At 45.7% G+C, this 14,538-nt stretch carries 9 protein-coding genes and 10 tRNA genes; 18 read left to right on the top strand and 1 reads right to left on the bottom strand.

Annotated elements, in window-relative coordinates:
• Positions 1-26 precede the first annotated feature (26 nt).
• Positions 27-2,588: a DNA mismatch repair protein MutS gene (mutS, locus tag AB4249_RS12995; protein WP_017059026.1), complete on the bottom strand. Its 2,562-nt coding sequence runs from the start codon at positions 2,586-2,588 to the stop codon at positions 27-29.
• A gap of 124 nt (positions 2,589-2,712) precedes the next feature.
• Here mutS and pncC point away from each other — a divergent pair, with 124 nt between their 5' ends.
• The 18 genes from pncC to AB4249_RS13085 all read left to right on the top strand — a co-directional run bounded on the left by pncC (position 2,713) and on the right by AB4249_RS13085 (position 14,448).
• On the top strand, positions 2,713-3,207 hold the full coding sequence (pncC, locus tag AB4249_RS13000; RefSeq protein ID WP_029235458.1) for a nicotinamide-nucleotide amidase: 495 nt from the start codon (positions 2,713-2,715) through the stop codon (positions 3,205-3,207).
• A gap of 139 nt (positions 3,208-3,346) precedes the next feature.
• Positions 3,347-4,387, top strand: a complete 1,041-nt coding sequence (recA, locus tag AB4249_RS13005; protein WP_017056586.1) for a recombinase RecA — start codon at positions 3,347-3,349, stop codon at positions 4,385-4,387.
• Between the two features lie 332 nt (positions 4,388-4,719).
• Entirely contained in the window at positions 4,720-7,302 is a 2,583-nt protein-coding gene (alaS, locus tag AB4249_RS13010) for an alanine--tRNA ligase (RefSeq protein WP_102333129.1), read from the top strand.
• A 220-nt stretch (positions 7,303-7,522) separates the two neighbouring features.
• Positions 7,523-8,704, top strand: coding sequence for an aspartate kinase (locus tag AB4249_RS13015; RefSeq protein WP_017063224.1), 1,182 nt, complete (start codon positions 7,523-7,525; stop codon positions 8,702-8,704).
• A gap of 92 nt (positions 8,705-8,796) precedes the next feature.
• A complete protein-coding gene (csrA, locus tag AB4249_RS13020) occupies positions 8,797-8,994 on the top strand; it encodes a carbon storage regulator CsrA (protein ID WP_004415691.1) in 198 nt (65 codons plus the stop codon).
• A gap of 474 nt (positions 8,995-9,468) precedes the next feature.
• Positions 9,469-9,561, top strand: a tRNA-Ser gene (locus AB4249_RS13025).
• 43 nt (positions 9,562-9,604) lie between these two features.
• A tRNA-Arg gene (locus AB4249_RS13030) sits at positions 9,605-9,681 on the top strand.
• Between the two features lie 44 nt (positions 9,682-9,725).
• A tRNA-Ser gene (locus AB4249_RS13035) sits at positions 9,726-9,818 on the top strand.
• Between the two features lie 89 nt (positions 9,819-9,907).
• Positions 9,908-9,984, top strand: a tRNA-Arg gene (locus AB4249_RS13040).
• 67 nt (positions 9,985-10,051) lie between these two features.
• Positions 10,052-10,128 (top strand) — tRNA-Arg (locus AB4249_RS13045).
• Positions 10,129-10,208: 80 nt separating this feature from the next.
• A tRNA-Arg gene (locus AB4249_RS13050) sits at positions 10,209-10,285 on the top strand.
• 79 nt (positions 10,286-10,364) lie between these two features.
• Positions 10,365-10,441 (top strand) — tRNA-Arg (locus tag AB4249_RS13055).
• A 58-nt stretch (positions 10,442-10,499) separates the two neighbouring features.
• Positions 10,500-10,576, top strand: a tRNA-Arg gene (locus AB4249_RS13060).
• A gap of 57 nt (positions 10,577-10,633) precedes the next feature.
• Positions 10,634-10,710 (top strand) — tRNA-Arg (locus AB4249_RS13065).
• Positions 10,711-10,791: 81 nt separating this feature from the next.
• Positions 10,792-10,868: transfer RNA gene (locus tag AB4249_RS13070), tRNA-Arg, on the top strand.
• A gap of 375 nt (positions 10,869-11,243) precedes the next feature.
• Positions 11,244-11,501 (top strand): oxaloacetate decarboxylase subunit gamma, encoded by a 258-nt coding sequence (locus AB4249_RS13075; protein ID WP_004741884.1) that lies wholly within the window; start codon positions 11,244-11,246, stop codon positions 11,499-11,501.
• Positions 11,502-11,532: 31 nt separating this feature from the next.
• Entirely contained in the window at positions 11,533-13,308 is a 1,776-nt protein-coding gene (oadA, locus tag AB4249_RS13080; protein ID WP_017059560.1) for a sodium-extruding oxaloacetate decarboxylase subunit alpha, read from the top strand.
• 9 nt (positions 13,309-13,317) lie between these two features.
• Positions 13,318-14,448, top strand: coding sequence for a sodium ion-translocating decarboxylase subunit beta (locus tag AB4249_RS13085; protein WP_019825842.1), 1,131 nt, complete (start codon positions 13,318-13,320; stop codon positions 14,446-14,448).
• The last annotated feature ends 90 nt before the right edge of the window (positions 14,449-14,538 follow it).

Below are 14,538 nucleotides of genomic sequence, written 5' to 3' on the forward strand. Positions count from 1 at the left end.
GCCATAACAAGCTACTTGGTAAGAAACTAAAGCAGCTTCTTCAAGCGGTAAAGTTCTTCTAATGCTTGGCGAGGAGTTAGATCATCAGGATCAACATTCGCTAGCGCTTGCTCTACTTCACTCGGTTCTGGGATCAGGCTCAGTTGGTTTGCGATATCGACACCGCTTGGCTTCGATGTTGGCGACTCCATACTTAACGCTTCTAACTGAGTCAGCTTCGCACGAGCATTCTTGATCACTGCTTTCGGTACGCCAGCTAAACCTGCAACCGCTAGACCATAAGATTTACTTGCAGCACCTTCTTGAACTGCGTGCATAAAGGCAATGCTATCACCATGCTCAACCGCATCTAAGTGTACGTTTGCTAAAGTTGGAAGTTGGTTAGGTAGTTCAGTTAGCTCAAAGTAGTGCGTTGCAAACAGTGTCATCGCATTGATTTGATTGGCTAGCCACTCTGCACTTGCCCAAGCCAGAGACAGGCCATCGTAAGTACTGGTACCACGACCGATTTCATCCATTAGCACAAGGCTGTTTGGTGTTGCATTGTGCAGGATATTTGCGGTTTCTGTCATCTCAACCATGAAGGTTGAACGGCCAGAAGCCAAATCATCGGATGCGCCAATACGCGTAAAGATACGGTCGATAGAGCCGATGGTTGCGCTTTCTGCAGGAACATAACAACCGATATGAGCCATCAATGCGATGAGTGCCGTTTGGCGCATGTAGGTCGATTTACCACCCATGTTGGGACCCGTGATGATCAGCATCTTACGTTGATCATTCAGGTCGATAGGGTTAGCAATGAAAGGTTCGTCCATCACTTGTTCAACAACAGGGTGACGACCGGCCTGAATTTGTACGCCAGCAGACTCTGTCATGGTTGGACGACAGTAATCAAGGGTATCTGCACGCTCAGCCAAGTTCTGTAGAACATCAAGCTGAGATACTGAAGAGGCGATATTTTGTAGGCGCTCTAGATACGGCAGTAGTAAGTCAAACAACTCTTCCCACAGCTGTTTCTCGATAGCGAGTGCTTTCGACTTAGAGTTAAGTACTTTGTCTTCGTGCTCTTTTAGCTCAGGAATGATGTAACGCTCAGCATTTTTCAGCGTTTGACGACGAACATAGTGTGGCGGCACAAGATGGCTTTGCCCACGGCTTACTTGAATGAAGAAACCATGTACGTTGTTGTAGCCAACTTTTAGCGTGTCGATGCCATGACGTTCACGCTCTTCTTGCTCAAGCTTATCAAGAAATTCAGTTGCGCCAGCTGCAAGGTCGCGCCATTCGTCTAACTCGGCATTGTAGCCTTCTGCAATCACACCACCGTCACGGATAACCACCGGTGGGTTCTCTTTGATTGCACGTTCAAGCAGCTCAGAAACCTCATCCACAGGAGAAGCATATTGAGCAAGTTGAGTTAGGTATGGGTGCTTCAGTTGCGTCAGTGTTTCAGCAAGCTCTGGCAAATATTCCATTGCTTGGCGAAGACGCGCCATATCGCGAGGGCGAGCAGAGCGAAGTGCTAATCGAGCGAGAATACGTTCGATATCACCAATCTGTTTTAAGGTTGGCTGTAGTTCTGTGAATAGAGCCAAATCTTTCATTTCACCAATTGCATCTAAGCGCTGATCGAGTGCAGATATATTGCGCATTGGTTGATGTAACCAACGCTTAAGCATACGGCTACCCATTGCTGTCGCAGTGTGATCAAGTACTTCGGCAAGGGTGTTATCAGTACCACCCCCAAGATTTTGCGTGATCTCCAAATTACGACGAGTTGCAGCATCAAGGATCACCGAGTGATCTTGTTTATCCATCGTGAGTGAACGGATATGAGGGAGGGCAGTACGTTGGGTATCTTTCACGTATTGGATCAAACAACCAGCCGCACATAGACCCAGTTTCGCGCTTTCTACGCCAAAGCCAACCAGATCGCGAGTACCAAACTGCTTATTCAATTGCTGCTTAGCGGTGTCTAATTCAAATTCCCATACAGGGCGGCGGCGGTTGCCATTACGGCTTGCCATTAAATCGACGGGTTCGAAATCTTCAGGGAACAGCAGCTCACGCGGAGAGGTTCTTTGTAGCTCAGCGGCCATCGCTTCTTCTGTTTCTGGCTCGCAAAGTTGGAATCGGCCAGAGGTAATATCAAGTGTCGCATAACCGAATTTACCGTTGTGGTGATAAATGGCTGCAATTAGGTTATCAACGCGTTCAGAAAGCAAGGCTTCGTCGGTTACGGTACCCGGTGTCACGATACGCACTACTGCGCGCTCAACAGGGCCTTTTGAAAGTGCTGGATTACCAATCTGTTCACAAATTGCTACGGACTCACCAAGTTGCACTAACTTTGCAAGGTATCCTTCAACCGCATGGTATGGAACACCTGCCATCGGAATCGGTTCACCATTTGATGAGCCACGCTTAGTCAGTGAAATATCGAGGAGTTGAGAGGCTTTTTTAGCGTCATCGTAGAAAAGCTCGTAGAAATCGCCCATGCGGTAGAACAGCAGAATTTCTGGGTTTTCTGCTTTCAGTTTTAGATACTGCTGCATCATGGGAGTATGTTTTTGATCGGCTTTCACAGTTAACTTCTTTCGTTTATTTCTATTGCGGCTTAGGATACGTGAAAGCGTTTCGTGCGAAAAGCGGCTGATGCGAAAAGATGCGAATCCAAATGATATGACAGTAAATAAAGGGAAGCAGATGATGCAGATGACTCAAGACCTTAGTGAGCAGCTTGGACATTTACTCGCTAAACACAAACACGTGTTAGTGACGGCTGAATCTTGCACTGGCGGAGGTGTCGCGAGTGCAGTCACCGATATTGCGGGCAGCTCTGGATGGTTTGATCGCGCTTTTGTTACGTACAGCAATGAAGCCAAACAAGAGATGATCGGTGTACAGCTTAAAACCTTAATGGAGTTCGGCGCCGTGAGTGAGCCTGTCGTAATAGAAATGGCGAGCGGGGCATTGCAACATTCAAACGGGACGATCTCTGTATCAATCAGTGGCATCGCTGGCCCAGGTGGCGCGACCGAAGATAAGCCTGTTGGTACAGTATGCTTCGCGTGGAAAGCGCTAAATGGCTGGGATAAAGTAGAAACGCATGTATTTACAGGCGACAGATCACAAGTACGCCAACAAGCCACGCACCATGCCCTGCAAGTTATTTATGATTACCTATCAATGGAAGGTAAGTAACATTTGTACAAATTATTTTCATACAGGTATAGACACTGTATGAATCAACAGTATAATGAAAGCCAATTAGTCACCCCTATGTGGGTTAGAAATAGATTCTAGATCGCTTGTTGAGACAACCGATTATGTGGAGATAGAAATGGACGAGAATAAACAAAAAGCGTTAGCCGCAGCCCTTGGTCAGATTGAAAAGCAATTTGGTAAAGGTTCTATCATGCGTCTTGGTGATAACCGCACAATGGACGTAGAAACTATTTCTACAGGTTCTCTATCTCTAGATATCGCACTAGGTGCTGGTGGCCTACCGATGGGACGTATCGTAGAAGTTTACGGTCCAGAATCATCAGGTAAAACAACGCTAACGCTTGAGCTTATTGCTGCAGCACAGAAAGTGGGAAAGACGTGTGCATTCGTTGATGCGGAGCACGCACTTGACCCTATCTACGCTCAAAAGCTTGGTGTTGATATCGATGCACTTCTTGTTTCTCAACCAGATACTGGTGAGCAAGCGCTGGAAATCTGTGATGCACTGGCTCGTTCAGGTGCAATCGACGTTCTTGTTATTGACTCAGTAGCAGCCCTAACACCAAAAGCAGAAATCGAAGGCGAAATGGGCGACAGCCACATGGGTCTTCAGGCTCGTATGCTTTCTCAAGCAATGCGTAAGCTGACGGGTAACCTTAAGCAGTCTAACTGTATGGCTATCTTCATTAACCAAATTCGTATGAAAATTGGTGTGATGTTCGGTAACCCAGAAACAACAACAGGTGGTAACGCACTTAAGTTCTACGCATCTGTTCGTCTTGATATTCGCCGTACTGGTGCGATTAAAGATGGTGATGAAGTTGTTGGTAACGAAACTCGTATCAAGGTCGTTAAGAACAAGATTGCTGCACCATTCAAACAAGCTGAGACTCAAATCCTTTACGGTAAAGGCTTCAACCGCGAAGGTGAGCTTATCGACTTAGGTGTTAAGAATAAGCTAGTAGAAAAAGCAGGCGCTTGGTACAGCTACAAAGGCGATAAGATCGGCCAAGGTAAAGCTAACGCTGGTAAATACCTACGTGAAAACCCAGAAGTTGCTCTAGAGATCGATACTAAACTTCGTGAGTTACTACTGACTCCTGCTGTTCTTGAAGAGAAAGACGTAGAGAAAGAAGAAGAAAACGAAGAGCTATAAGCTCACGTTTTATAGAGTGGATGTTTGAAAGAAGCATCCGCTTTGAAAGAATTTAAAGCCTCGCATATTTTATGCGGGGCTTTTTTATTGGATCTGCTCCGTCGAGCATGTCTTTGGTCAAATCTCTCTCGTTGACTGAGTTTCTTCGGTACTAGGTCGTCAATTTAGTTCTGCTTTTCCACGGCAAGATATAGTGGAATATTCTTCATTTTATCGAATTCCCACTAAAATCCTGCCCAAGGGTGTCTTTTCTACAAGAAAACTAGTCGAAGCCTTAACCATGATCTACAATACGGCAAAATTCTAACTCGACTATTTTCAGGAAGAGCTGCATGTACATGAGCACTGATGAGGTTCGCAACGCGTTCCTTAAGTTCTTTGAGAGCAAAGAACACCAAATCGTAGACAGTTCATCGTTAGTTCCACATAACGATCCAACCCTGCTATTCACTAACGCAGGTATGAACCAATTCAAAGATTGCTTCTTAGGCGCCGAAAAGCGTGCCTACACTCGAGCAACTACGGCTCAGCGTTGTGTACGTGCGGGTGGTAAACACAATGACCTTGAAAACGTAGGTTTCACGGCTCGTCACCACACGTTCTTCGAAATGCTAGGCAACTTCAGCTTTGGCGACTACTTCAAAGAAGAAGCGATTGGATTTGCTTGGGAATTCCTGACTGAAACTCTTCAACTGCCAAAAGATCGTCTACTGGTAACGGTATACGAGACAGATGATGAAGCATTCGATATCTGGAACAAGAAAGTAGGTGTTCCTGCTGACCGTATCGTTCGCATTGGCGACAAAGAAGGCGGTAAACAGTTCGAGTCTGATAACTTCTGGACGATGGGTGACACAGGTCCTTGTGGTCCATGTACTGAAATCTTCTACGATCACGGTGATCACATCTGGGGCGGCCGTCCTGGTACACCTGAAGAAGATGGTGACCGTTTCATCGAGATCTGGAACAACGTATTCATGCAGTTCAACCGTCACGCTGACGGCACAATGGAACCGCTACCTAAGCCTGCTGTAGATACAGGTATGGGTATTGAGCGTATTTCTGCAATCATGCAGGGCGTTCACTCTAACTACGAAATTGATGTATTCCAAAAGCTAATCAAAGCGACTGCGGAAGTTGTTGGTCATGACGATCTATCTAACCAATCGCTACGCGTTATTGCTGACCACATCCGTTCTTGTTCATTCCTAATTGCTGACGGTGTTATGCCTTCAAACGAAGGTCGTGGCTACGTTCTACGTCGTATCATCCGTCGTGCAGTTCGTCACGGTAACAAGCTTGGCGCACAAGGCGTGTTCTTCCACAAACTTGTGGGCGTACTGGCTGAAGTGATGGGCTCTGCGGCAGATGAACTTAAGAAACAGCAAGAGCTGGTTGAAAAAGTACTTCGCATTGAGGAAGAGAACTTTGGTCGTACGCTAGAGCGCGGCATGGTTATTCTTAATGACGCACTAGATGCACTTGAAGGCAAAGAGCTTGACGGCGAAACAGTTTTCAAACTTTACGATACATACGGCTTCCCAGCTGACCTTACTAACGATGTAGCTCGCGAACGCGATTTTACTATCGATGAAGAAGGCTTTGAGAAGGCGATGGAAGCACAGCGTAAGCGTGCACGTGAAGCAGGCCAATTCGGCACGGATTACAACGCGACAATCAAAGTAGACACCAACACTGAGTTCTGTGGTTACACAGCAACTGAAGGTGCTGGTGAAATCTCTGCGCTATTCGTTGACGGCGAAGAGGTTGCTTCACTATCGGCTGGCGACAAAGCAATCATCATCCTTGAAGAGACACCATTCTACGCTGAGTCAGGCGGTCAATGTGGTGATGCTGGTACACTAAAAACAGCGTCGGGTCTTTTCAAAGTACAAGACACTCAGAAGCTAGGTAACGCATTTGCGCACCACGGTGAGCTAGTTGAAGGTGTATTTGCTAAGGGCGATAAAGTAGAAGCAACGGTTGACGCTGAGCGTCGAGCTGCTATCTCACTAAACCACTCTGCCACTCACTTACTTCACTCTGCATTGCGCGAAGTGCTAGGTGAGCACGTTGCTCAGAAAGGTTCTTTAGTTAAGCCAGACAACCTACGTTTTGACTTCTCTAACCTTGAAGCGGTAACACCAGCACAGATTAAAGAAGTAGAGCGTCTAGTTAACGCACAAGTTCGTAAGAACCATGTGATTGAAACGAACATCATGGACATCGAGTCAGCGAAAGAAAAAGGTGCAATGGCACTGTTTGGCGAGAAGTACGATGATGAAGTTCGCGTTCTATCTATGGGCGACTTCTCTACTGAACTTTGTGGTGGTATCCACGCTTCAAACACAGGTGATATCGGCCTATTCAAGATCACTTCTGAAGGTGGTATTGCTGCGGGTATTCGTCGTATTGAAGCGGTAACAGGTGAAGCTGCACTAGATGCAGTAGAAGCTCAAGCTAACGCTTACGAAGAGAAACTGGCTGAGTCAGCTAAGAAAGCGAAATCGCTAGAGAAAGAAATCCAACTGCTTAAAGAAAAGATGGCTGCTGCAGAAAGCGCAAACATCATGGGCAAAGTAGAAGACATCTCTGGTACTAAAGTTTTGGTTGCTGCAATTGAAGGCGCAGACAACAAGAACCTACGTACTATGGTTGATAATGCTAAAAACCAAGTAGGTAGCGGCATCATCCTGATCGCGAACGTAGCAGACGGTAAAGTTGGCTTGATTGCTGGTGTAACCAAAGACCTAATCGGCAAAGTAAAAGCGGGTGATCTCGTCAAGATGGTTGCTGAGCAAGTTGGCGGTAAAGGCGGCGGTCGTCCAGATATGGCTCAAGCGGGCGGTACAGACGTTGCAGCACTGCCAGAAGCGCTTAAATCTGTGCGTACTTGGCTAGAAGAGCGTCTTTAAGCTTAAGTAATTGATACAAAGATGCCCAATCAGTTGATTGGGCATCTTTTATTTTGCCTATTGGAAGTGTGTTTAAACAAGGTTTGATTGAGATTAACCAAGAAGTCTAATGGTGGCGTTAGACTCCTTGGTTAATTTTTTATTGCTTCGCCCTGACGCGGAGTATGTGTTTTTTTGTCATATATAGACATTGGTCTTGGGAAGGTGAGGACGGGTGAAAATGCCTCTTATCGTGCAGAAATTTGGTGGAACGTCGGTGGGTTCAATTGAACGAATCCATCATGTAGCAGAAAAAATCATTGAAGCGAAAAATGAAGGGAACCAGATCGTGGTTGTCGTTTCTGCTATGTCTGGTGAAACAAATCGGTTAGTTAATTTAGCCACGCAAGTTGATAGCGTACCAAACGCTAGAGAACTGGATGTGTTGTTAACGGCTGGCGAGCAAGTTTCCATGGCCTTGTTAGCAATGACGTTACACAAGTTAGGTTATGAAGCGACATCGATGACTGGCTATCAAGCCAAGATACACACGGATTCTAATCATAATAATGCAGCGATTGAGCGTATTGATACTGCTCCGATTCAAGCTCTGCTAGATGACAACCAGATTGTTATTGTTGCAGGCTTTCAAGGATTCAATGCGAAAGGTGATATCACGACATTAGGCCGCGGTGGTTCAGATACTACAGCGGTCGCGCTTGCAGGTGCCTTGCAGGCGAAAGAATGCCAGATCTATACTGATGTAGATGGTGTTTACTCTTGTGACCCTAGAGTCGTAAAACAATCTCAGAAATTAGATACTTTAGACTTTCCTTCTATGGAAGAGATGGCTCGCCGAGGCGCTAAGGTATTGCACCTTCCTTGTGTTCAGTATGCATGGCAGCACAACGTGTCATTGCGAGTGCTTTCAAGCTTTGAACAAGGCGAGGGCACATTGATCGCGGGTAATCAGTGTTTGAATGATATTGCTGGCATCGCCATCCAAAGAGATATGGTGCGTATCGAGTGTTTGAATGAAGATTTACCGTCTTTCATTTCACATTGCCAACTGTTGGGGATCGAAGTCTGTAGTGTGATCGAGGAAACAGAACGGGCAGCACTCATTATTAAACAAGACATAAGTGCCAAATTAAAACTAGTTTTTGCTGAGAAAATCCGTAATAGTGAACAGGTTAGTTTGTTAACTGTGGTAGGAAGCCGAACACAAGAAATTGTGGTCAGTTCACATGGATTGTTGTCTGAAGGCGAAATTGATGTACAGCATCACTTATTGCAGCAGCAGTCTTTAACTTTGGTGATATCACCAACGCAAGTCGATATGGCTGCTAACATATTACACAATGCATACATCGTAGCGCGTGAAACACAGGGTTATCCTAAAAAAGAAGTGCATTTTGGTTAAATAAACTCAATCGATAGTTTACGAAAATATAACTTTTGTTGGATAATGCTCTCGTAGCTAGATAAATTTAGAGATTACTCAAGGAGCAAAGAATGCTAATTTTGACTCGCCGCGTTGGCGAAACACTGATGATTGGTGATGAAGTAACAGTTACTGTACTAGGCGTTAAAGGTAACCAAGTACGTATCGGTGTTAACGCACCTAAAGAAGTATCTGTTCACCGTGAAGAGATCTACATGCGCATTCAAGCTGAAAAAGGTAATGGTAACGTTGCATCTGGCAACTACTAATACTTTTGCGTAGAGAAGAGGCTAGCATTGTTGCTAGCCTTTTTTGATCTTGGGGAACCGAAACACTGATTGGGACACAGATGGGTTGGATAACGGATCGGTCTCAAAGTGGTGAAGTGAATGCTTTGTGATGCTGCGAGATACAGACAAGGTTGAACAGAACTGTTGCTCTGTATTTTGTTTGGCAAAACTCAAGATTTATTCGCTTCCCCTATGGCGAAAATACGCATCCCGTAGTATTGTGCCATCAGCGGTAGCACTTGCTGCTGGAGAAATTAGATAATTGTTTTCGGCTGTTTATTATTGCCAATCTTTCACCTTAATTTTTAAGGGAAAAAGCGCGATTTGAATCTTATAAGTTCAATTTGCAAGCGCTTTGATTAAATAGCAAACGGTTGAGTGTTTTTGTCCAATTTTTTTCAATAAAGTGTTTGACATATTTTCGGTAAAACGTAATATGTGCCTCCGCAAGACGGTGAGGTGGCCGAGAGGCCGAAGGCGCTCCCCTGCTAAGGGAGTATGTGGTTTGTAGCTGCATCGAGGGTTCGAATCCCTCCCTCACCGCCATTTCTTGCGAGTCTAAAATTAGCAATTTAGACAATGTAAATGTGCGTCCTTAGCTCAGCTGGATAGAGTACCTGGCTACGAACCAGGCGGTCGGAGGTTCGAATCCTCCAGGACGCGCCATTCTCTCTTCTCTTACTTGTAAGTGATTTGAGAATAATGAATTAGGTGAGGTGGCCGAGTGGCCGAAGGCGCTCCCCTGCTAAGGGAGTATGTGGTTTGTAGCTGCATCGAGGGTTCGAATCCCTCCCTCACCGCCATTCATTACAGGCCGATGGCCTTTTTTTTTCTTCGTAGCAAGAAGAATGTGATATATTTCACAACTTCATTCTTAATGAATGAACACCGTGCGTCCTTAGCTCAGCTGGATAGAGTACCTGGCTACGAACCAGGCGGTCGGAGGTTCGAATCCTCCAGGACGCGCCACTATTTAAGGGTTTATTTCTTTTAAGAATGAAAGTCCTTGTATTGACTAAGTTGATACTAAAACCGTGCGCTCTTAGCTCAGCTGGATAGAGTACCTGGCTACGAACCAGGCGGTCGGAGGTTCGAATCCTCCAGAGCGCGCCACTATTTAGGGTTTAGTTCTTATAAGAATGTGAATCCTGATATTGATAAATCGTTCGTCGAAAATTAATATCAAAAACCGTGCGTCCTTAGCTCAGCTGGATAGAGTACCTGGCTACGAACCAGGCGGTCGGAGGTTCGAATCCTCCAGGACGCGCCACTATTTAGGGCTTCTTTCTTATAAGAACAGAAATCCTTGTATTGAGTTGTTGTTTACAACGAATTGATACTAAAACCGTGCGCTCTTAGCTCAGCTGGATAGAGTACCTGGCTACGAACCAGGCGGTCGGAGGTTCGAATCCTCCAGAGCGCGCCACTATTTAGGGTTTCTTTTATGAACCCCTGATATTGGGAATACCGATATCGAAAACTGCGCGTCCTTAGCTCAGCTGGATAGAGTACCTGGCTACGAACCAGGCGGTCGGAGGTTCGAATCCTCCAGGACGCGCCACTCTTTAGGGTTTCCTTGTGAACTCCTGATATTGGAAATACTGATATCGAAAACCGTGCGTCCTTAGCTCAGCTGGATAGAGTACCTGGCTACGAACCAGGCGGTCGGAGGTTCGAATCCTCCAGGACGCGCCACTATTTAGGGCTTCTTTCTTATAAGAATGAAATCCTTATATTGATCTGTTGTTAGTAACAATGAATTGATATTAAAACCGTGCGCTCTTAGCTCAGCTGGATAGAGTACCTGGCTACGAACCAGGCGGTCGGAGGTTCGAATCCTCCAGAGCGCGCCACATTATTAGAAAAAGCCTCATTTATACGAGGCTTTTTTTATGTCTGCTGCAAATTTGTTGCGACAATGTTAAATTTGTTCGTTGTTTAACTTGTTGTATTTAAAGTAGTTCTTGATTGCTTCTTTGTTATTCCACCTTTCTCATATCAATTCCCAGAAAAGCCCCGTTTAAGTCACAGTTTAAATATCTAAAAATGACGTATTTGACAGATTTATGTGATCTGATAGGCGAATAATTAACCTTATGTGTGCGTTATCCGTAACAGAACCTTAAACAAAATTGACAAACTTTTACCAATCGAGATAATCCATGGGTCGGGATCACTATTCGCTGAAATCCTGTACGTATGTCAGGATGACGAAGAAAGGAAGCAACATGACTAATATTGGAAGCCTGCTAGGAGATGCGGCGACTCTAATGATAACGGGGATGTCCGTTGTCTTTATTTTCCTAACTATTCTAGTTTACCTCGTTCGGTTGATGTCAAAACTGGTACCAGAAGAAGTACCAGAGCCGATCGCAGCACCTAAAAAAATTCAAAAATCACAATCAAACCCTTCAGCTGTTAGTCCACAGGTAGTGGCAGCAATTTCGGCCGCGGTTCATCAATACCGTGCGTCTACTGCTAAGTAGCATTTAAAGGATTAAAAAGGAGTTTATGAGCATGTCTAAACCACTAGCTATCACAGATGTGGTACTTCGTGACGCGCACCAGTCACTATTTGCTACTCGTATGCGTATCGAAGATATGCTGCCAATTGCGGCAGAACTGGATAAAGTCGGTTACTGGTCTCTAGAGACTTGGGGCGGCGCGACATTTGATTCGTGTATCCGTTTTCTTGGAGAAGATCCATGGGAGCGTTTACGTGAACTTAAAAAAGCGATGCCAAACACACCAATGCAGATGCTACTGCGTGGTCAAAACCTGTTGGGTTACCGTCACTACGCGGATGATGTAGTAGAAAAATTTGTTGAACGTGCCCATAAAAACGGCATGGACGTATTCCGTATCTTTGATGCGATGAATGACGTACGTAACTTTGAAAAAGCAGTGAAAGCAACGATCGACGTTGGTGGCCACGCTCAAGGTACGTTGTCTTACACAACCAGTCCGGTCCACAATTCAGATACTTGGGTTGATTTGGCCAAACGCCTAGAGGACCTAGGTTGTCACTCACTATGTATCAAAGATATGTCAGGTTTATTAAAGCCGTATGAAGCAGAAGAGCTGATTACACGTATCAAAGCATCGTGTGACGTTCCTCTAGCACTGCATAGCCACGCGACAACTGGTCTATCGACTGCAACAGCGGTTAAAGCCGTTGAAGCGGGTATCGACATTCTAGATACCGCTATTTCTTCAATGAGCTGTACTTACGGTCATACGCCAACCGAAACGGTTGTTGCGATGTTAGAAGGTACAGAGCGCGACACGAATCTTAAACTAGACCAAATCGAACCCATCGCGGCTTACTTCCGTGATGTACGTAAAAAGTACGCGAAATGGGAAGGTCAGCTAAAAGGTGTCGATTCTCGCATCTTAATCGCTCAAGTTCCTGGCGGAATGTTAACTAACATGGAAGGCCAGCTTAAAGAGCAAGGCGCCGCCGATCGCATGGATGAAGTTCTAGAAGAGATCCCACGCGTACGTAAAGAGCTTGGTTACATTCCTTTAGTAACACCAACTTCTCAGATTGTCGGTACTCAAGCGGTTATTAACGTCTTAACGGGCGAACGCTATAAGAGCATCACGAAAGAGACTGCTGGTCTACTGAAAGGTGAATACGGTCAAGCTCCTGCTGAAGTGGATGCTGAACTGCAAGCGAAAGTTCTAGACGGTGCAGAGCCGATTACTTGTCGTCCTGCTGATTTACTTAAGTCTGAAATGGATACGTTAACGACGGATCTGTTAGAGAAAGCGAAATCAGAGGGTATCTCTCTAGCTGAAGATACGGTTGATGATGTACTGACTTACGCGCTCTTCCCACAAGTGGGTCTTAAGTTCCTTAAGAACCGTCGTAATCCTGAAGCATTTGAACCTGCACCAACGCTAGAAGTTGCGGCTCCAGTTGCTGCAGCTCCTGTACAAGCTTCTGGTGGTATTGAAAGCTACAGCGTGAAGGTTGATGGTCAAGTTTACGATGTTGAAGTTGGCCCACAAGGTGAACTGACATCGGTGGCGCCATCTGCAAAACCTGCTCAGGCTGCACCAGTAGCAGCGTCTGACGCTGAAGCGGTTCCAGCTCCATTGGCGGGTAACATCTTTAAAGTAAACGTTCAGGCGGGTACTGAGGTTTCTGAAGGCGACGTTCTACTAATCCTAGAAGCGATGAAGATGGAAACGGAAGTTCGTGCTGCTCGTGGTGGTATCGTTCAAGAATTGAATGTTAAAGAAGGCGATGCAGTTACTGTAGGCGCTCCACTACTAAGCTTAGCGTAAGGGAGTACCATGGAAGGATTGATGACCTTATGGTCTGAAACAGGGATTGCGAACTTTGAGTTCGGCCAGATCTGTATGATGCTTGTTGGTTGCTTACTGTTGTTTTTGGCAATTCGTAAAGGATTTGAACCGTTACTTCTACTGCCTATTGGTTTTGGTGCTGTATTAGCAAACATTCCAAATGCTGGGTTTACTGATCCAGGTGGTTTGCTCTACTACGTCTACTACATTGGTATTGAGACAGGTATTTTCCCACTGCTGATCTTTATGGGTGTTGGTGCGATGACGGACTTCGGTGCGTTGATTGCGAACCCTAAAACGTTGTGGCTAGGGGCTGCGGCTCAGTTTGGTATCTTCGCGACGCTATTTGGCGCGATCTTGCTGAACTACGTTCCAGGAATGGAGTTCTCGATGGCCGATGCTTCGTCAATTGCGATCATTGGTGGTGCCGATGGCCCAACTGCGATCTTCTTGGCAAGCAAGTTATCTCCGGATCTTTTAGGTGCCATTGCAGTAGCGGCTTATAGCTACATGGCTTTGGTTCCTATCATTCAGCCACCAATCATGAAAGCGTTAACGTCTCCTGAAGAGCGCAAAATTAAGATGGCTCAACTTCGTCACGTTAGCAAAGCCGAGAAGATTCTTTTCCCGCTTGCTGTACTACTGATGACGATTTTGTTCCTACCTTCAGCAACACCTCTAGTTGGTATGTTCTGTTTGGGTAACTTAATGCGTGAAGCGGGTGTGGTTGATCGCCTTTCAAAAACAGCTCAAAACGAACTGATTAACGTTGTAACTATTTTCCTAGGTCTAGGGGTTGGTTCTAAGCTTCAAGCGGATACGTTCTTGAACTTAGAAACACTGGGTATTCTAGGTTTAGGTGCGGTCGCGTTCAGTATCGGTACGGCGGGTGGTGTATTGATGGCTAAGGTGTTGAACCGATTCTCGAAAGAGGACATCAACCCACTGATTGGCGCAGCTGGCGTATCGGCGGTTCCAATGGCGGCACGTGTTGTGAACAAGGTTGGTCTTGAGGCAAACCCTCAGAACTTCTTATTGATGCATGCAATGGGTCCGAACGTAGCCGGTGTACTTGGTAGTGCGGTTGCGGCGGGCATTCTATTAGCTCTCGTGGGCTAGTGGATTTGCTGGGTCATGTATCGTTACGTTAATTGGTCGTCAATTTACGAATGAGCGGTTAACTTAGCCTTATTAAATGGTTTATAGTCA

This window comes from Vibrio sp. 10N.261.55.F4 (assembly GCF_041470465.1).
Lineage (GTDB): Bacteria > Pseudomonadota > Gammaproteobacteria > Enterobacterales > Vibrionaceae > Vibrio > Vibrio crassostreae_C.